General features: G+C 68.6%; 21 protein-coding genes. 10 read left to right on the top strand and 11 right to left on the bottom strand.

The features are described from left to right. Window positions 1-164: 164 nt before the first annotated feature. On the bottom strand, window positions 165-2,066 hold the full coding sequence (dnaG, locus tag AC1RRW_RS11660) for a DNA primase (protein ID WP_492900925.1): 1,902 nt from the start codon (window positions 2,064-2,066) through the stop codon (window positions 165-167). Between the two features lie 117 nt (window positions 2,067-2,183). Here dnaG and AC1RRW_RS11655 point away from each other — a divergent pair, with 117 nt between their 5' ends. Then, complete coding sequence (locus AC1RRW_RS11655) at window positions 2,184-2,459, top strand: type II toxin-antitoxin system VapB family antitoxin (RefSeq protein WP_492900923.1); 276 nt, start codon at window positions 2,184-2,186, stop codon at window positions 2,457-2,459. Beyond that, on the top strand, window positions 2,456-2,845 hold the full coding sequence (locus tag AC1RRW_RS11650) for a type II toxin-antitoxin system VapC family toxin (protein ID WP_492900921.1): 390 nt from the start codon (window positions 2,456-2,458) through the stop codon (window positions 2,843-2,845). Before AC1RRW_RS11655 ends, AC1RRW_RS11650 begins: the two co-directional genes overlap by 4 nt. An 8-nt stretch (window positions 2,846-2,853) precedes the next feature. Here the strand turns inward: AC1RRW_RS11650 and AC1RRW_RS11645 are convergent, their stop codons facing one another. Then, complete coding sequence (locus AC1RRW_RS11645) at window positions 2,854-3,354, bottom strand: YfjT/YkfB family phage-associated protein (RefSeq protein ID WP_492900919.1); 501 nt, start codon at window positions 3,352-3,354, stop codon at window positions 2,854-2,856. 61 nt (window positions 3,355-3,415) lie between these two features. Then, window positions 3,416-3,877 carry a GatB/YqeY domain-containing protein gene (locus AC1RRW_RS11640; RefSeq protein ID WP_492900918.1) on the bottom strand — a complete coding sequence of 154 codons (462 nt, stop codon included), beginning with the start codon at window positions 3,875-3,877 and terminating at the stop codon, window positions 3,416-3,418. A 161-nt stretch (window positions 3,878-4,038) separates the two neighbouring features. Between AC1RRW_RS11640 and carA the strand changes: the two genes are divergently transcribed. Both carA and AC1RRW_RS11630 read left to right on the top strand, forming a co-directional pair. Further along, window positions 4,039-5,241 carry a glutamine-hydrolyzing carbamoyl-phosphate synthase small subunit gene (gene carA, locus AC1RRW_RS11635; protein ID WP_492900917.1) on the top strand — a complete coding sequence of 401 codons (1,203 nt, stop codon included), beginning with the start codon at window positions 4,039-4,041 and terminating at the stop codon, window positions 5,239-5,241. Window positions 5,242-5,346: 105 nt separating this feature from the next. Then, a complete protein-coding gene (locus AC1RRW_RS11630) occupies window positions 5,347-5,679 on the top strand; it encodes an NIPSNAP family protein (protein WP_492900916.1) in 333 nt (110 codons plus the stop codon). Between the two features lie 153 nt (window positions 5,680-5,832). On the opposite strand, the gene AC1RRW_RS11625 is transcribed toward AC1RRW_RS11630, so the two are convergent. Beyond that, entirely contained in the window at window positions 5,833-6,765 is a 933-nt protein-coding gene (locus AC1RRW_RS11625; protein WP_492900915.1) for a LysR family transcriptional regulator, read from the bottom strand. A gap of 89 nt (window positions 6,766-6,854) precedes the next feature. Here AC1RRW_RS11625 and AC1RRW_RS11620 point away from each other — a divergent pair, with 89 nt between their 5' ends. Continuing rightward, a complete protein-coding gene (locus AC1RRW_RS11620; RefSeq protein WP_492900914.1) occupies window positions 6,855-7,754 on the top strand; it encodes a DMT family transporter in 900 nt (299 codons plus the stop codon). 15 nt (window positions 7,755-7,769) lie between these two features. Here AC1RRW_RS11620 and AC1RRW_RS11615 read toward each other — a convergent pair whose 3' ends face one another. Continuing rightward, window positions 7,770-8,885 (bottom strand): PQQ-dependent sugar dehydrogenase, encoded by a 1,116-nt coding sequence (locus AC1RRW_RS11615; protein WP_492900913.1) that lies wholly within the window; start codon window positions 8,883-8,885, stop codon window positions 7,770-7,772. A gap of 101 nt (window positions 8,886-8,986) precedes the next feature. Continuing rightward, window positions 8,987-9,961, bottom strand: coding sequence for a Bug family tripartite tricarboxylate transporter substrate binding protein (locus AC1RRW_RS11610; protein WP_492900912.1), 975 nt, complete (start codon window positions 9,959-9,961; stop codon window positions 8,987-8,989). A gap of 266 nt (window positions 9,962-10,227) precedes the next feature. Between AC1RRW_RS11610 and AC1RRW_RS11605 the strand changes: the two genes are divergently transcribed. Next, a complete protein-coding gene (locus AC1RRW_RS11605) occupies window positions 10,228-11,040 on the top strand; it encodes a crotonase/enoyl-CoA hydratase family protein (RefSeq protein ID WP_492900911.1) in 813 nt (270 codons plus the stop codon). A 99-nt stretch (window positions 11,041-11,139) separates the two neighbouring features. On the opposite strand, the gene AC1RRW_RS11600 is transcribed toward AC1RRW_RS11605, so the two are convergent. Beyond that, complete coding sequence (locus AC1RRW_RS11600) at window positions 11,140-11,610, bottom strand: YaiI/YqxD family protein (RefSeq protein ID WP_492900910.1); 471 nt, start codon at window positions 11,608-11,610, stop codon at window positions 11,140-11,142. Between the two features lie 139 nt (window positions 11,611-11,749). Here AC1RRW_RS11600 and AC1RRW_RS11595 point away from each other — a divergent pair, with 139 nt between their 5' ends. Both AC1RRW_RS11595 and AC1RRW_RS11590 read left to right on the top strand, forming a co-directional pair. After that, window positions 11,750-11,923, top strand: coding sequence for a hypothetical protein (locus AC1RRW_RS11595; RefSeq protein ID WP_492900909.1), 174 nt, complete (start codon window positions 11,750-11,752; stop codon window positions 11,921-11,923). A gap of 7 nt (window positions 11,924-11,930) precedes the next feature. Further along, on the top strand, window positions 11,931-12,164 hold the full coding sequence (locus AC1RRW_RS11590) for a hypothetical protein (RefSeq protein WP_492900908.1): 234 nt from the start codon (window positions 11,931-11,933) through the stop codon (window positions 12,162-12,164). A 281-nt stretch (window positions 12,165-12,445) separates the two neighbouring features. Here the strand turns inward: AC1RRW_RS11590 and AC1RRW_RS11585 are convergent, their stop codons facing one another. Next, entirely contained in the window at window positions 12,446-12,670 is a 225-nt protein-coding gene (locus AC1RRW_RS11585) for a hypothetical protein (RefSeq protein ID WP_492900907.1), read from the bottom strand. 134 nt (window positions 12,671-12,804) lie between these two features. Here AC1RRW_RS11585 and AC1RRW_RS11580 point away from each other — a divergent pair, with 134 nt between their 5' ends. After that, the gene (locus AC1RRW_RS11580) at window positions 12,805-14,007 is read left to right on the top strand and encodes a pyridoxal phosphate-dependent aminotransferase (RefSeq protein ID WP_492900906.1); all 1,203 of its coding nucleotides are present in this window, start codon (window positions 12,805-12,807) and stop codon (window positions 14,005-14,007) included. A 28-nt stretch (window positions 14,008-14,035) separates the two neighbouring features. Beyond that, complete coding sequence (locus AC1RRW_RS11575) at window positions 14,036-14,467, top strand: rhodanese-like domain-containing protein (protein ID WP_492900905.1); 432 nt, start codon at window positions 14,036-14,038, stop codon at window positions 14,465-14,467. On the opposite strand, the gene trmD is transcribed toward AC1RRW_RS11575, so the two are convergent. From trmD to rimM, 3 genes are read right to left on the bottom strand one after another with little or no spacing between them, the layout of a single operon-like run. Beyond that, a complete protein-coding gene (trmD, locus tag AC1RRW_RS11570; RefSeq protein WP_492900904.1) occupies window positions 14,458-15,150 on the bottom strand; it encodes a tRNA (guanosine(37)-N1)-methyltransferase TrmD in 693 nt (230 codons plus the stop codon). The genes AC1RRW_RS11575 and trmD overlap by 10 nt on opposite strands. Next, complete coding sequence (locus AC1RRW_RS11565) at window positions 15,147-15,824, bottom strand: HAD family hydrolase (protein ID WP_492900903.1); 678 nt, start codon at window positions 15,822-15,824, stop codon at window positions 15,147-15,149. Before AC1RRW_RS11565 ends, trmD begins: the two co-directional genes overlap by 4 nt. Next, window positions 15,814-16,338 (bottom strand): ribosome maturation factor RimM, encoded by a 525-nt coding sequence (gene rimM / locus AC1RRW_RS11560; protein WP_492900902.1) that lies wholly within the window; start codon window positions 16,336-16,338, stop codon window positions 15,814-15,816. Before rimM ends, AC1RRW_RS11565 begins: the two co-directional genes overlap by 11 nt. Between the last annotated feature and the right edge of the window lie 115 nt (window positions 16,339-16,453).

Genomic DNA, 16,453 nt, shown 5'->3' with positions numbered 1-16,453 from the left:
CTGAAGCCGTCTCTAAACTAAAAGTTGGAGCATTGTGTCATCCGAAAACCGGTTCCCACTTTTCGGCGTCATGCTCCAGGCCAGATGGTCCGGTCATCGTTGATGAACCGTAAACCATCCCAGGCGTCCGGCGCATCCCATGACGACATCGCGAGCCTGGCCCGTCAATCCTTGGACATGGCCTCCGTCCCCTCGATCGTCTCGAGGCGGGCCTTGACGTCCTTGATCCAGGCTAAATTGGCTTCGGTCGCTTCGTCAGCAAATGCGCGCTCGGCTGCCTTCAGCTCGCTATGTAGCGTCCGCGCGCGATGATGCAAGACGACAGCCTGACGAATCGAGTCGAAAACCGATTCAGGATCAGCGCCTTGCGTCAGTTTCAGCCGCTCCGCGGCCTTGGTTACGGCCAGTAGCGCGGCCTGCGCCTCTTGAACGCGAGGCTGGGTAAGGCGTTCTTCAAGCGCGGCCTCGCTCAACCCCTGCTCCATCGTCGCATCAAGCAACACCTGCCGGAAACGCTCCGCCGCCGGCCCATCGAGCGCGAGTTCCGCGATCTCGTCGGCGCAGCGCGGGATTAGTTCCGGATGGCTTGCGAGCGCTAGGAAGATAAAGGCCTCGCGCGCATCTTCCCCTCGCGCGCGCGATATGATTTTCGACTGCGTAAGCCGGTTCGAAGCCGTGAGTAGTCCGGTCGCCCAAGGCGCAATCTGCGGCGGCCGGCCGCCGCGGCCGTTGCCGCGCTTCTGGCCATGCCCGCGCTGGAAACCGCCAGCGCCCCGTTCTGACCGCGCTGGGGCGGAGCTGGCGAAGAGCTGCGCCAGCCGCTCGTCCATCTCGCGGCGATAATGCCGGCGCGTCGCCTCGTCCCGGATCTGGCCGAGCGGCTCCTTCAGCCGGCGCTCGAAGGCGGCGCGGCGCTCTGGCGTATCTAGCGGCCCGGCCTCGACCTCGCGCGTCCAGAGCATGTCGACGAGCGGCCGCGCCGCGCCCAGCACCTCGAGAACCGCGACCTTTCCGCCGGAACGGGCGAGATCGTCGGGGTCCTGACCGTCAGGCAGCGTTGCGAAGGAGAGCGACTTGCCGGGCTCCAGCAGCGGCAGCGCGAGATCGATCGCGCGGCTTGCGGCCTTGCGTCCGGCCTTGTCGCCATCGAGGCAGATCACCGGCTCGTCGGCCATGCGCCAGAGCAGGCCGAGCTGGTCCTCGGTCAGCGCCGTGCCGAGCGGCGCGACCGTCTGCGGAAAGCCGGCGAGCGCCATCGCGATGACGTCGACATAGCCCTCGACGACGATGATTTGCGAGGTGTCATGCGCCGCCTTGCGGGCATTGTGGTGGTTGAACAGCAGCGAACCCTTGTGAAAGAGCGGCGTCTCCGGCGAGTTCAGATATTTCGCCGCGACCTCCGCATTCATCGCGCGTCCGCCGAAGGCGATCACCCGGCCCCGCACATCGTGGATCGGAAACATGATCCGGTCGCGGAAACGGTCATAGGGCACGGCGATCTCCTCGCCATGGACCAGCAGCCCCGTCTCCATCATCAAGGCCGCATCGACGCCCTTGCCCGCGAGATGGTCGCGCAGCGCGAAGCGGTCGGGCGGGCCGTAGCCGATGCGGAACGCCTTGCGCGCCTCGCCTTCGAGCCCGCGCCCCGACAGATAGCGCCGCGCCGCCGCGCCGCGCTCAGCCTGAAGCTCGGCCTCGAAGAAGCGCGCCGCCAGCTCGACGACCTCGTGCAGCCCCTTGCGGCGCTCTTCCTGGACCTGCGCCTCGACCGTGACCTTGGGCAGCGCGACGCCGGCTTCCGAGGCCAGCTTCTCGACCGCTTCGGGGAAGGACAGCCCCTCGGTCTCCATCACGAACTTGAAGATGTCGCCGTTCTTGCCGGAGGAGAAATCGAAGAACGAACCCTTCTGGTCGTTGACGAAGAAGGACGGCGTCTTCTCGGCGTTGAAGGGCGAGAGTCCCTTCCATTCGCGCCCGGATTTCGCCAGCCGCACGCGCTTGCCGGCCACCGCCGACACCGGCAGCCGCGCCTTGATCTCTTCCAGGACGGAGGGCGGGAACTTCATGATTTCCTATGTGGGCCCGGGCGCGGCGGAAGCCAATCGCGGATGTGGCGGGAGGCCGCGTTGTTGGCGCTATCCACAGCGCTGTGATAAAGAAAATCCGGCAAAAGGAAGAAAGCCATGGCGCTCAACATCAAGGATCCGGAGACGGAGAATGCGGTGCGCACGCTCGCCCGCCGACGCGGCACCAGCCTGACCGAAGCCGTGCGTCACGCCGTCAGGAGCGAGCTCGACAAGGACGAATTGTCGCCGGAGGAAAAGGAGCGTCGCATCGCTGAGGGGCGCGCGCGGTTGAAGGAGTTCTACGAGAAATGGGACATCAAGCCGGCCGAGCGCTCCATGACCAAAGAGGAGATGGACGACATCATCGGCTATGACGAGAACGGCATGTGGTGAAACTCGCCGTAGACACCTCGGCGATCGTGGCGATCATGACCGAGGAACCGGAAGCGATCGCCTTTATGGACCAGCTCGTCGCTGCCGACGTCAGGCAGATGACCACCATGAACGTTCTCGAAGCCCGGATCGTCCTGACTTTCTCCAAAGGGCTGTCACCCGACACTGTCGATGATTTCCTGCATCGGGAAAACATCGACATCGTCCCCTTCGACGAACCCCTCTCCGATCTCGCCTTCGAGGCCTATCGCCGCTTCGGCAAGGGCCGCCATCCCGCGAAACTCAACATGGGCGACTGCGCGGCTTACGCGCTGGCGACATCGCGCGGCTGGCCGCTGCTCTTCAAGGGCGAGGATTTTTCACGGACGGATGTCGAGCGCGCCTGACGCGCGCGTCAGCGGCAGCCGAGCGGATCGTCGGCCAAAGCCTTTGCCGCGCCTTCCGTCGGAAAACGCGCACTCTGCCCGCCTGCCCTGATCTCGATCGCCTTCGCCTTGCGCAGGCTCGCGACCACCGTCTTCATCCGGCCCGTTTCGAAGCGGCGCTCCGGCGTCCAGCTCAGCGAGACGCTCTCGCCCTCGGCCCGCGCCGCGACCGGGATCGCGGTCGCCTTGCCGTCGATCACCAGATCGAGCGAGGTCGCGCGCTCAAGGCCTGGAGCCTTCGGCAGCGAGACTTCGAGATAGGGCCCGCCCTTGATCACGGGATTGGCGCGCGCGGCGGCGCCGTCGCCGCAATAGAAGGTGATGCGGCCGTTTTCGGCATTGGCGGCGCCGGCCGCGAGCGTGCCCATATTGTAGCTCGTCGACCAGCCGGCCGGCTGGGCAAAGCCGCTCCCGGCGGTCGCTAGCAGGCAGCAGGCGCTGGCGAATATCATTGGTGTGCTGCGCGGCATCGGCATCCTCCTGCGCCGCAGACTGGGCGCGGGATGTGGCGAAATCGGGCCGCCGGCGGCCTCAGCCGCCGAGCATGCCCTTAACCAGCGGGCTGACCTTGCCGAAATCCATCTGGCCGGCGTAAGCGGCGCGCAAAGCGCCGATGACCTTGCCCATGTCCTTCACGGCGGCCGCGCCCGTCTCGGCGATCGCCGTCTCGATCGCGGCCTTGACCTGCGCCTCGTCCATCTGTTTCGGCAGATAGCCCTCGATCACCGCGACCTCGGCGCGCTCGCTCTCGGCCAGTTCGGGCCGCGCATTGGCGTCGTAGATCGCGATCGATTCCTGGCGCTGCTTCACCATCTTCTGCAGCAGGGCCAGGATCTCGTCGGGCGTGGTCTCGCCCTTGCCCAAGCCCCGCGCCTCGATGTCCTTGTCCTTCAGGGCCGAGGTGATCAGGCGGATGGTCGAGACCTTGCCCTTCTCGCCGGCCTTCATCGCCTCCTTGAGATCGGCCGTGAAGCGCTCGCGCAGGCTGGTCATGACGGTTATCCCTTGTCTGTCCGGCCGGCCTGAGCCGGCGTCGATTGACGGCATGAGAGCGCGCCTTTAAGGCTCGCGCTCCAGACGCGGGCTCGAGGCCTGACAGCCGCGGCCCGCACCCTTTTCGCCGCGTCGCCTGCGGCCTGGACCGAGACATAGACATGACCGCTGCCGAAGGAAACCCCGCGACGAGCGGCTGGAGCGAACCGCGCGCGACCGCGCTCCTGGTTCTGGCGGACGGCGCCGTTCTCGAGGGCTTCGGCCTCGGCGCCACCGGCGAGGCGCCGGGCGAGGTCTGCTTCAACACCGCGATGACGGGCTATCAGGAGATCCTGACCGACCCGTCCTATGCCGGTCAGATCATCACCTTCACCTTTCCCCATATCGGCAATGCCGGCGTCAACGAGGAGGACACCGAGACGGTCAACGCGGCCGCCTCCTCCGGCGTGCGCGGCGTCGTGCTGCATGCGGCGATCACTGAGCCCTCGAACTGGCGCAGCCATCGCCATTTCGACGCCTGGCTCAAGGCCCGCAACATCGTCGGCATCTGCGGCGTCGACACCCGCGCGCTGACGGCGCTGATCCGCGACAACGGCATGCCCAACGCCATGCTGGCCCACAGCCCGGACGGCGTCTTCGACATCCCCCGGCTGAAGACGCTCGCGGCCGAGTTGCCCGACATGGCCGGCCTCGACCTCGTGCCGCTCGTGACCTCGGCGCAGCGCTACGACTGGAACGAGACGCCCTGGGTCTGGCCGGCCGGCTACGGCACGCGCGACAAGGCCGTCCACAAGGTCGTCGCCATCGACTACGGCGTGAAGCGCAACATCCTGCGCCTGCTCTCCAAGGCCGGCTGCGAGGTGACCGTGGTGCCCTCGACGGCCAGCGCGGACGACATCCTGGCGCTGAAGCCCGACGGCATCTTCCTGTCGAACGGCCCGGGCGACCCGGCCGCGACCGGCGAATACGCCGTGCCGGTGATCAGGGAATTGCTGGACCGGAAGATCCCGACCTTCGGCATCTGCCTCGGCCACCAGATGATGGCGCTCGCCATCGGCGGCCGGACCCTGAAGATGAAGCAGGGTCATCACGGCGCCAACCACCCGGTCCAGGACAAGACCACCGGCAAGGTCGAGATCGTCTCGATGAACCACGGCTTCGCGGTCGATCCCGCGAGCCTGCCGGCGCATGCGGTCGAGACCCATGTCTCGCTCTTCGACGGCTCCAACAGCGGCGTCGCGCTGACCGACCGGCCGGCCTTCAGCGTCCAGCACCACCCGGAGGCCTCGCCCGGCCCGCAGGACAGCCATTACCTGTTCCAGCGTTTCGTCGCGATGATGGACGGCGAGAAGGCAAAGGGCTGAGCGGACCAAAGAGCTGAGTAGGCGATTGTCGCGCTCCGAGGCGCAGGAACGCGGTCGGGGCCGCCCGCGTTGATCCGGCGGGACGTCCGCCGCGATCGAGCCGCCATGATCCATCAGCTTCGCATCTACGAGATCTTCGAGCGCAACAAGGCGGCGTTCCACGCCCGCTTCCGCGATCACGCCATGCGCATCATGGCGCGTCACGGCTTCCAGATCGTGGCGATGTGGGAGACTGCCAGCGCCGCGCGCACCGAGTTCGCCTATCTGCTCGCCTGGCAGGACACGCACACCAAGGCGGCGCGCTGGGCAAGCTTCATGGCCGATCCCGAATGGATCGAGGTCAAGCGCGTCACCTCGGCCGAGTCCGGCGATCTCGTCGGCGCGATCGAGGACCGGGTGATGAGCCTGACCGACTACTCCCCGCGCTTCGGCGGTTGACAGCCGCCTGGCCCTCCGCCTGAAGCGCGCCGACAAGATCACGGCGAGCCTCGATCGCTCACCGTCAAAAGCACACGCCGGTGCTCAGCCCGCCTTGCCGGCATCGCCGCCGAAGCGCCGGCCGCCTGACGCGCGGGAGCGGGGCGGGCGACCTCACGCCGCTCTCGCCTCGCTTTTCAGGAAAGCCGCCAGCTTGCCGGGCGGCAACTCCGCCTCGGCCGCGATCCGGCCCGCCAGCGCCACCGCCGCCGGGCGCGGCTGGCCGAGCGGGCGGTCGAGCCAGTAGGAGACCGGGTTGAGCGCGATCCGCGGATCGATCGTCGCGACGCGTCCCGCCTCGATCTGGCTCTGGGCCAAGGGCGGCCGCGCCAGCGCGACGCCGAGCCCGCAGGCGGCCGCGTCGAGCACGAGATTGTAGTCCTCGAAGCGCCGGTCCTGCGGGCGCGGCCGGTAGTCCAGCCCATGCGCGGCGAACCAGGCGCGCCAGCCGGCGGCGTCCGAATCATGGATCAGCGGCTGCTTCAGCAGGCGCTCCGGCTGGCCCGCCCCGATCGCGCGCGCCATCGCCGGCGAGGCGATCGGGAAGCACCATTCCTCGAAGAGCTGCACCGAGACACGCCCGGGCGCGCCGCCGCGCCCGCAGCGTATCGCGAGGTCGATGCCCTCCTCGTCGAGATCGACGCGGCGATGATCGACCTGCAGCACGATCCTGAGCGGCGGCTCGCCCGCCTCCAGCGTCTGCCAGCGCGGCATCAGCCAGAGCGAGCAGACCGACGGCGTCGCGCTGAAGCGCACCACCGAGGCCCCGCGCGACTCGCTCCAGCGGTCGGCGGTGTCGGCGATCAGCGAAAAGGCTTCCTGCGTCCGCTGCAGCAGCCGCTGGCCCTCCGGCGTCAGGGCGACGCCGCGCGCCTGCCGCAGGAAGACGCGCAGGCCGAGCCAGCGCTCGAGCCTGGCGATCTGCCGGCTGATCGCGCCATGGGTCAGGTTCAACGCCTCGGCCGCGGCCGAGAAGCTGCCGGTGCGGGCCGAGGCCTCGAAGGCGCGCAGCGTGTCGAGCGGAGGCAATTGCAAGCTGTGATCCATCGTCACAGCTCATACGCGAATTGCTCGTTTGTCAATCAGCTCGCGGCGGCGTCTATCGGGTGGATCGCAAGCCATTCGGGATCAGCCCCATGTCGCCCGCCTGCCCTTCCCTCAAAGCCAAGCCCGCGATCGGGCTCGATCCGCTGCTCATCTTCACGATCACCTTCACGGTCACGGCCTGGGCCTCGTCCTTCCCCGCGATCCGGGCCGGGCTCGCGGGCTTCGGCCCGGCCGAGATGGCCTCGCTGCGCTTCGCGATGGCCGGCGCGCCGGCCGCGCTTTTCCTCGTCCTGACCCGAGCGAGCCTCCCTGCCCGCGCCGACATCTGGCGCTTCCTCGTCGGCGGCGTCCTTTTCATCGCCGGCTACGCGCTGCTCCTGAATTTCGGCCAGCTCGTCGTGCCGGCCGGCCCCGCGAGCTTCATCATCAACACGAACCCGATCATGACGGCCGGTCTCGCCATGCTGGTGCTCGGCGAGCGCTTCGGCCGGCTGGCCTGGCTCGGCACCGCGATCTCCTTCGCCGGCATCGGCGTGATCGCGCTCGGCAAGGGGCTCGACGCCGAGATCGGAGTGAGCGTGCTGCTCATCCTCGGCGCGGCCTTCTGCAACGCCATCAGCACGGTGGTCCAGAAGCCGCTCTTTTCCCGCCACAAGCCGCTCTCGGTGGCGGCCTGGAACATGGCGATCGGCGGCTTCGTGCTGCTGCCCTTCCTGCCCTCGGCGATCGGGCAGGCGCAGGTCGCGTCGACCGTATCGCTGCTGTCCGTGGTCTATCTCGCGGTCGTTCCCAGCCTGATCGCCTATGGCACCTGGGCGATCACCCTGTCGCGGCTGCCGGCGGCGCGCGCCTCGAACTTCCAGTACTGCGTGCCGCCGGTCGCGACGCTGATCAGCTTCGTCTGGCTCGGCGAGGTCCCGACCGCCTTCGGCCTGATCGGCGGCGCGATGGCGCTGGGCGGCGTCGTGCTGGTCAACCTCAAGCGCTGAGACGAGGCGGCGGGCTCAGCCCGCCGGCCTCACCCGCAGGATCTTTCCGCCGTCGTCGCTGAGCAGGTAGAGATAGCCGTCCGGCCCCTGCCGGACATCGCGGATGCGCTCGTTGAGCCCGTTCAGGAGGCGCTCCTCCCCGGTCACCGCCTCGCCGCTGGTCGAGAGCCTGACCAGCATCTGCCCGGCCAGCGCCCCGACGAAGAGCGAGTTCTTCCAGGCCGGCCAGCGTTCGCCGGTGTAGAAGGCCGCGCCCGAGGGCGCGATCGAGGGATCCCAGTAGAACAGCGGCTGCTCCATCCCGGCCTTCTGCGTGCCCTCGCCGAGCTTCGCGCCGGAATAGTCGACGCCATAGCTGATCACCGGCCAGCCGTAGTTCTTGGCCGGTTTCGGCGTGTTGACCTCGTCGCCGCCGCGCGCGCCGTGCTCGGCCGTCCAGAGCTGGCCGGTCTCGGGGTGGAGCGCCGCGCCCTGCACGTTGCGATGGCCGATCGACCAGACCTCCGGCTGCCAGCCCGAGACCTTGGGATTGTCGGCCGGCGCGCCGCCTTCGGGGCGGATGCGGATGACCTTGCCGATATGGTTGGCCGGATTCTGCGCCTGGTCCTTCTGGCTGTTACGGTCGCCGACCGTGACGAAAAGCGCCCCCGTCCGGTCGAAGACCAGCCGCGAGCCGAAATGCATGCTCGACTCGATCGTCGGCATCTGCCGGAAGATCACGGTCGCATCCTCCAGCGCGGCGCCGCGCTCGGTCAGCCGCCCGCGCGCGACGCTGGTGCCGTTGCCGCCCGAGCGCGGCTCGGCGAACGACAGATAGACCATCCGGTTCCGCGCGAAGTTCGGATCGAGCACGACGTCGAGCAGCCCGCCCTGCCCGCGCGCCATGACGTTCGGCACGCCCGTGATCGGCGGCGAGAGTTTCCCGTCCGCCTCGACCAGCCTGAGCCGGCCCGGCCGCTCCGTCACCAGCATGCGCCCGTCCGGCAGGAAGGCGAGGCCCCACGGGTTCTGCAACCCGCTCGCCACGGTCTCCACCCGCAAGGGGCCGGCGCTCGACGGAAAGCTCTGCTGGGCGACGGCGGGAGCCGCGGCCGCAAGCAGGGCGGCGGCGATCAGGGCTCGGGCGGGCAAGGGTCGGAAAGGTCCGCGCATCTCGGCTCCTCGGGTTTCAACCTTGGAAACTGAGATAGGCCGCGAGCCGCCAGGTGCAACCTGCGATCGACGCCGCGGCGTCACTCCGGCTTCACGCCCGAATCCTTGATGATCTTCTCCCAGATCGCGATCTCGGCGACGTGATAGGGCTTGAAGGCGGCGGGATCGCGCACCTTCAGCGTGAAGCCCAGCTTCAGGATCTGCTCGGTCACGGTCGGCTTGGCGATCGAGGCCATCACCGCCTTGGACAGCCGGTCGAGGACAGGAGCCGGCGTCGCGACCGGCGCGAAGAACGCGGCCCAGCTGTCTGCGTCGGCATCGCTCACGCCCTGCTCGCGCAAGGTCGGGATGTCCTTGGCGCGCGGGTTGCGCTCGGGGCTGGCGAGCGCGATGGCGCGCAGATTGCCGGCGATGATCTGCTCCAGCACCGAGGGCAGCGTCGAATTGGCGATGTCGATGCGCCCGCCGATGATCTCCTGCACCAGCGGCGCCGCTCCCCGGAAGGGCACATGCGTCATCTTGATGCCGGTGCGCGCCATGAACAGCTCCATGGCGAGATGCGAGCCGGAGCCGATGCCGGTCGAGCCGTAGTTGAGCTTGCCGGGATCGGCCTTCGCCAGCGCGATCAGCTCCTTGATGTCCTTGGCCGGCAGATCCTTGCGCACGACGAAGGCATGCTCGAACGCGCCGACGCCGCAGAGCGGCGCGAAGTCCTTGACCGCATCGTAGCCCGGCTCCTTCAGCAGGAACATGTTGTTCCCATGGGTCTGGTTGTTGCCGAAGACGATGGTGTGGCCGTCCGGATCGGCCTTGGCGACGGCGCGCGTGCCGACCGCGCCGGACGCGCCGGCCCGGTTGTCGACGACGACGCTCTGGCCGATCGAGCCCGTCAGATCCTGCGCCACGAAACGCGCGATCGCGTCGGTCGGCCCGCCCGCCGGATAGGGCACGACCAGCGTGATCGCCTTCGACGGAAAGCTCTGCGCGCGCAGCACGGACGGCGCGACAACGGCGCCGGCCAACAGGCCAAGCGCGGAACGGCGGCTATACGACATGAAAATCCTCCCGGAAGCCCCTTCTTGGAGAAGGGCTTGATCGCGCGAGAGGATTACGGACAAAGCGGCATTGCGTCCAGAGCCGGGTGCATCCGTCGTGCGGTGCGGTAGGCTGTACTCCAAGACAATCGCTTCCATCATCCTGAGGAGCGACGAAGTCGCGTCTCGAAGGACGCTCCAGTCAGCGCCTTCTGGAGCGTCCTTCGAGACGCCGCTGGCGCGGCTTCTCAGGATGAGGGCTGAGAAACCGGGCGAGAGAAGCACCCATGGCGATCCGCATCGAACGCGACGGCAAGGTCGCGACCGTGATCCACAGCCGCATCGAGGCGCGCAACGCCATGGACCCCGACAGCGCGGTCGCCCTGAACGAGGCCTTCATGCGGCTCGACGCCGATCCGGAGACGGCCGCGATCGTGTTCTGGGGCGAGGGCGGGGCCTTCTGCGCCGGCTGGGACCTGAAATACGCCCAGGCCTTCACCGATCCGGCGCGTTTCGAGGACGAGATCGTCGAGGGCCTCGCCTTTCCACCGGGCGACGCGCCGGCGCCGCGCGGGCCCATGGGCCCGTCCCGGCTGGAGATGGGCAAGCCGCTGATCGCCGCCGTCGAGGGTCCGGCGGTGGCGGGCGGCATGGAGCTCGCGCTCTGGTGCGACGTCCGTGTGATGGCCGAGGACGCCTATTTCGGCGTCTATTGCCGGCGCTGGGGCATTCCGCTGATCGATGGCGGCACGGTGCGCCTGCCCCGCCTCGTCGGCCAGGGCCGCGCGCTCGAGATCATCATGACCGGCCGCAAGGTGCCGGCCGACGAGGCGCTGCGCATCGGGCTGTGCGAGACGGTCGTGCCGCGCGGGCAGGCGCGGGCGGCGGCCGAAGCGATGGCGCAGGAGATCGCCCGCTTTCCGCGGGGCGCGATGCTGGCCGACCGCAAGAGTGCGATCGAAGGTCACGGCCTCACAGTCCGCGAGGCGCTGGCGCGCGAATGGCACGGCGGCGTCAGGACGATCGCGACCGAAGGCGCGGCCGGCGCGGGACGGTTTGCGGCCGGCAAGGGTCGCGGCGGGGATTTTTCGAGTATTTGAAGAGCTTGCACACCCTCCCGTCATTGCAAGCGCAGCGAAGCGATCCTGGAGGGCTTAGCGCGAGACGCTGGATTGCTTCGCCGCGCTCGCAATGACGATTCAACCCAACCCCGCCCGCTTCAGCCGCTGGATCGCCACATCGAGCGCCTGCAGGAACGCCGAGCGGTCGCGCGCCGAGAACGGTTTCGGCCCGGCGCCGGCGACGCCCATGGCGCGCAGATCCTCCATCATGTCGCGGGTCGCCAGCGCCATCCCGATCGAGGCCTCGGTGAACGGCTTGCCGGTCGGTCCGATCACGTCCGCGCCGGCCTTGATGCAGCGATCGGCGAGCGGGATGTCGGCGGTGACCACGATCGCGCCCCGCGCCGCCCGCCGCGCGATCCAGTCGTCGGCCGCGTCGAACCCGTCCGGGACGACGACGCGCTCGATCCAGGGCTCGCGCGGCGCCGCCATGAAGCTGTTGGCGACGACGAAGACATGCAGGCGGTGCCGCTCCGCGACCTTGTAGATCTCGGGCTTTACCGGGCAGGCGTCGGCGTCGACATAGATCGCGATCGGGGCGCTGGTCATGGCCCGAGCCCATCGCAGGGAGCGCAAAGCGGCGCAAGCCGTCTTTATGCCCGCCTTATGCCGGCAGGCATCTTCCACAATGGCGAGCTTAGCGGGGCCGGAGCTACATCGCCGTCATCGATGGAGGTGGATGATGAACATGACGACGCAGTTCGCCCACACCACCCAGGGCCGCCGCGCCAAGGCGGTCTATGCCTCGCAGCGCAAATGCGGCCCGGTCGCGAGCGTGATCGCGGCCCAGCTCGGCCTGCTCGCCGTCATGACGCTGGCCGTCGCATGCGTCGTCGGCCTGCGCGCCTGGCTTTCGATCTGAGGCGGCCATGGGCCAATCGACATCGTTCCAGCCCGTGATCGAGAGCACGGGTCATCTCTTCCTCGTCGGCCAGTCCAAGGGCGGCTTCTGGGTCGCCCGAGACCTCGAAGGCAGTTCGGAAGGCATCTTTCGCGATAGGAAGGAGGCGATCCGCTTCGCCCTGTTCGAGGGCGGCCACCCCAACGCCGTGATGCTCTCGCCCAACGCCGTCGAGCCGAGCTTCGGCATGGGCATCCACTGACCAAGGACAGCGATGCGGGCAAGCAGGCGCGCCGCCTCGAGCGCGACCTCGCCGAGATCGCGCAGCGCGCCGCAGCCGGGCTGATCGGGCAACTGCTCGGCGTCGGCGTCCATGATCCCGCCGACATCGCCCGCCGGCTCAACCGGCGCGGCTTCCCGCTCTATGGCCGCCGCCGCTGGACCACTGCCGCCGTTCGCGCGGTGCTTAGGCGTCTCGCGCATCGCGACGAAGCGGCTTGACGATAAGCCTCGGCATGGAACAGCTCCAGGCAGGCGTCGTAATCAGGTTTCGGCCGTCGCCTTGTCGAGCATGGCGACCGTCTCGGCGAGGTCCTCCTTCACGACGAGGTGAAAATCCTTGCGGAAGGCGATGATCGTGTCGGGCGGCTCGCCCTTGAAGCTGTAGACGACTTGCCATCGCTCGGCGCGGTGAACTTCACGAGTTTCGACATGGCGCGCTTGATCCGTGAGTTTCGGGTCGGCACGCCCCGGCAAGGAGTGCCGCAACGCGATCCCGCACGACATTCGCCGGATTGACCGGCGCCATCAAGGAGTTTGGCTTGCGGCGCCGGCAAGGGCACCCTAAACCACGCCCGCGCCTGCGCCAGGCGCGCCCCGTCCGAGATCCGGAGAACCTTGCCATGGCCTTCCTTGCCGACGCCCTGAAGCGTGTGAAGCCGTCTGCGACCATCACCATCACGCAGAAGGCGCGCGACCTGAAAGCGCAGGGCAAGGACGTGATCTCGCTCTCCGTCGGCGAGCCGGATTTTGATACGCCGGACAACATCAAGCAGGCGGCCATCGCGGCGATCAACCGCGGCGAGACCAAGTATACGCCGGTCCCCGGCATCCCGCAGCTGCGCGAGGCGATCACCCGCAAGCTCAAGCGCGAGAACGAGCTCGACTACAAGCCGAGCCAGACGATCGTCTCGACCGGCGGGAAGCACGTCATCTACAACGCCCTGCTCGCCACGCTGAACCCGGGCGACGAGGTGATCTGCGTCGCGCCGTACTGGGTGAGCTATCCCGAGATGGTGGCGCTCTGCGGCGGCACGGCGACCTTCTGCGAGGCCAGGCTCGAGAACGACTTCAAGCTCCAGCCCGCCGATCTCGAAGCCGCGATCACGCCCAGGACCAAGTGGCTGATCCTGAACTCGCCCTCGAACCCGTCCGGCGCGGCCTATACCCATGCCGAGATGAAGGCGCTGACCGACGTGCTGATGCGCCACCCCCATGTCTGGGTGCTGACCGACGACATGTACGAGCATCTCGTCTATGGCGACTTCAAGTTCGTGACGCCTGCGCAGGTCGAGCCCGGCCTCTACGAGCGCACGCTGACCATGAACGGCGTCTCGAAGTCCTATGCCATGACCGGGTGGCGCATAGGCTACGCGGCGGGCCCGCAGCACCTGATCAACGCGATGGACCTGGTCCAGGGCCAGCAGACCTCGGGCACATCGGCGATCTCGCAATGGGCCGCCGTCGAGGCGCTCGACGGCACGCAGGAGCACATCCCGGTGTTCCGCAAGGCGTTCGAGCGCCGGCGCGACCTCGTCGTCTCGATGCTGAACCAGACGCGCGGCCTGAAATGCCCGACGCCGGAAGGCGCCTTCTACGTCTACCCCGACTGCTCGGGGCTGATCGGCAAGAAACTGCCGAACGGCAAGACGATCGAGACCGACGAGGACCTCGTCATGGGCCTGCTGGAAACGGAAGCCGTCGCCGCCGTGCACGGCTCCTCCTTCGGGCTCGGCCCCAACTTCCGCATCTCCTACGCGACCTCGGACGAGAAGCTGGAAGAGGCCTGCCGGCGCATCCAGCGCTTCTGCGCCGAGCTGCGCTGAGGCTCTGCGCCACGCAGGGCTGACGCCCGTGACGCTCGAGACCGCGACGACGCGCCGCGCCCTGCTGGGCGCGGCGTTGTCGCTTCAAGGGCTGGCGGCCGCATTGGCGCAGGCTCCATCGCCCGCCTTGTCGACGCGTGAAGCCCATGACGCGGCGAAAGCCGGCCGCATCCTCCTCGTTGACATCCGCACGCCCGCCGAATGGGCCGACACCGGCGTGCCCCGGGGCGCGATCCGGCTCGACGCCGAGAGCGCCGGTTTCGAGGTCAGGCTGGCAGGCTTGCGGCTCGACAATCCCGGCAAGCGCATCGCCCTGATCGACCGCACCGGCGGGCTGGCGGCGTCGGTGCTGCAGAAGCTCGCCGCGCGCGGCTGGCGGGATCTTGTCGTGGTGCGCGGCGGAATCCTCGGGGATGGTGGCTGGCTAACGGAGAAGCTGCCGGTGAATGGCTATCCCTGAGCCTTGCCGAGCAGATCCGGCCGCCGCTCCCGCGTGATCCTCTCCGCCTCCTGCCGCCGCCACTTCGCGATCCGGGCGTGGTCGCCCGACAGTAGCGTCTCGGGCAGGCTCCGTCCTTCCCATTCGCGCGGACGCGTATAGTGCGGGTATTCGAGCAGCCCGTTCTCGAAGCTCTCGTCCTGCCCGGACGCCTCCTTGCCCATCACGCCGGGGATCAGGCGCACGCAGGCGTCGAGCAGGACCAGCGCCGCCATCTCGCCGCCGGACAGGATGTAGTCGCCGACCGAAACCTCGGTCAGCCCGCGCCCCTCGATCACGCGCTCGTCCACGCCCTCGAAGCGGCCGCAGACGATCACCGCCCCCTCGTCCGCCACGAGCTCGCGCACGAGACTCTGGTCGAGCCTGCGTCCGCGCGGCGACATCAGCAGGCGCGGCCTTCTGTCCTCGGGCGAAACGGCCGCGTCGATCGCCGCCGCGAGCACGTCGCAGCGCAGCACCATGCCGGCCCCGCCGCCGGCCGGGTTGTCGTCGACGGTGCGGTGCCGGCCGATGCCGTGATCGCGGATCTGGTGCGCGTCGAGCGACCACAGTCCCTTGCGCAGCCCCTCGCCGGCCAGCGAGACGCCGAGCGGGCCGGGAAACATCTCGGGGTAGAGGGTCAGGATCGAGGCGCGAAAGCTCATGCGCCAGAGAAACGCAAGGCGGCGAGACCGTCCAGCGCCGTGAAATCCTTGCCCGACGCGATGACGTTGTCGAAGGCGGCGAACGCCTCCGCCTCCAGCATGGTGAGCAGCGCGATGGCGCGCATGCCGGCGCGGCGCGCCGCCTCCACGCCGAGCGGCGCATCCTCGAAGACGATGCAGTTCCCGGGCGCCACGCCCATGCGCTCGGCCGCGCCGAGGAACAGGTCCGGGAACGGTTTGCCGCGAAAGCCCTGGCTCGGCGCGATGATGGTGGCGAAGCGTTCGCGGATGCCCAGCGTGTCCAGCACCACGTCGATATTGGCCGGCGGCGCGGCGGAGGCCACGGCCATCGGCAGACCGGCGGCCTCGGCCCTGTCCATCAGCGCGAGCAGCCCCGGCAGCGCCGCGACATGCGGCCTGTAGGTGGCGCGGTAGAGCTCTTCCTTGCCCTCGGAGAGCCTGCCGATCTCGTCGGCGTCGGCATCGGGATAATAGGCCCCGAGAATTTCGCTGTTGGCCTTGCCGGCCGTCGCGGCGAAGAAGCCTTCGCGCGTGAAGGGCAGGCCGTTGTCGCGATGCCAGATCTCCCAGGCATCGTCGTGGAAGCGCATATTGTCGACAATGGTGCCGTCCATGTCGAAGATCAGCGCCCCGACGGGCATCTCATTTGGCATCGTCGCTCTCGAACAGGCCCTCGGGCGGAACGGCCTCGACGCGGCGGCTGGCGATGTCGATCACCGGCACGAAGGCCTTGGTGAAGGGCAAAAGCACCGAGCGCCCGTCGGGCGTCTCGACGTCGAGCAGGTCGCCGGCGCCGAAATTGGCGATCGCCGTGATGGTCCCGAGCGCGACGCCGTCGGGACCGGCTACCGCGCAGCCGACGAGATCGGCCTGCAGGAACTCGTCCTCGTCGTCGGGCCGCGGCAGTTTTTCGCGCGCCACGAACAGCTTGACGCCGGTCAGCGTCTCGGCCGCCTCGCGGCTGGTCACGCCCTTCAGCCGCGCGATCACGACCTCCTTGGCGGGACGCGCCTCGGCGATCTCGAAACGGCGGCCCCTCTCGTCGCTGAGCGGGCCGTAATCGGCGATCGCCATCGGATCGCCGGTAAAGGCCTTGATCCGGACCTCGCCCTTGATGCCGTGGGCTGCGCCGATCGTGCCGAGCAGGACGAGGTTTTCGGCGGTCATGGAATGCACACGCAAGCGCCGCCCTGTCCCCTTCCCCCCGCTTGCGGTGGGGAAGGGCTAGGGATGGGGGGGCGTGCAGAAAGGGACGAGAAGGATCGTCTTGGCGACTCTCCCC

The organism is Allobosea sp. GW821-FHT12C12 (assembly GCF_058807355.1).
The sequence above is the reverse complement of the archived record's forward strand: the minus strand, read 5'-3'. Positions and strand labels throughout refer to the sequence as shown.

Coding starts and splice junctions, on each gene's coding strand:
- AC1RRW_RS11625 (WP_492900915.1), bottom strand. CDS start 6,765: ATGGATCACAGCTTGCAATTGCCTCCGCTCGACACGCTGCGCGCCTTC.
- AC1RRW_RS11630 (WP_492900916.1), top strand. CDS start 5,347: ATGATCCATCAGCTTCGCATCTACGAGATCTTCGAGCGCAACAAGGCG.
- AC1RRW_RS11590 (WP_492900908.1), top strand. CDS start 11,931: ATGGGCCAATCGACATCGTTCCAGCCCGTGATCGAGAGCACGGGTCAT.
- AC1RRW_RS11580 (WP_492900906.1), top strand. CDS start 12,805: ATGGCCTTCCTTGCCGACGCCCTGAAGCGTGTGAAGCCGTCTGCGACC.
- AC1RRW_RS11565 (WP_492900903.1), bottom strand. CDS start 15,824: ATGCCAAATGAGATGCCCGTCGGGGCGCTGATCTTCGACATGGACGGC.
- AC1RRW_RS11655 (WP_492900923.1), top strand. CDS start 2,184: ATGGCGCTCAACATCAAGGATCCGGAGACGGAGAATGCGGTGCGCACG.
- AC1RRW_RS11645 (WP_492900919.1), bottom strand. CDS start 3,354: ATGCCGCGCAGCACACCAATGATATTCGCCAGCGCCTGCTGCCTGCTA.
- AC1RRW_RS11600 (WP_492900910.1), bottom strand. CDS start 11,610: ATGACCAGCGCCCCGATCGCGATCTATGTCGACGCCGACGCCTGCCCG.
- AC1RRW_RS11605 (WP_492900911.1), top strand. CDS start 10,228: ATGGCGATCCGCATCGAACGCGACGGCAAGGTCGCGACCGTGATCCAC.
- AC1RRW_RS11620 (WP_492900914.1), top strand. CDS start 6,855: ATGTCGCCCGCCTGCCCTTCCCTCAAAGCCAAGCCCGCGATCGGGCTC.
- rimM (WP_492900902.1), bottom strand. CDS start 16,338: ATGACCGCCGAAAACCTCGTCCTGCTCGGCACGATCGGCGCAGCCCAC.
- trmD (WP_492900904.1), bottom strand. CDS start 15,150: ATGAGCTTTCGCGCCTCGATCCTGACCCTCTACCCCGAGATGTTTCCC.
- AC1RRW_RS11640 (WP_492900918.1), bottom strand. CDS start 3,877: ATGACCAGCCTGCGCGAGCGCTTCACGGCCGATCTCAAGGAGGCGATG.
- dnaG (WP_492900925.1), bottom strand. CDS start 2,066: ATGAAGTTCCCGCCCTCCGTCCTGGAAGAGATCAAGGCGCGGCTGCCG.
- AC1RRW_RS11610 (WP_492900912.1), bottom strand. CDS start 9,961: ATGTCGTATAGCCGCCGTTCCGCGCTTGGCCTGTTGGCCGGCGCCGTT.
- carA (WP_492900917.1), top strand. CDS start 4,039: ATGACCGCTGCCGAAGGAAACCCCGCGACGAGCGGCTGGAGCGAACCG.
- AC1RRW_RS11595 (WP_492900909.1), top strand. CDS start 11,750: ATGACGACGCAGTTCGCCCACACCACCCAGGGCCGCCGCGCCAAGGCG.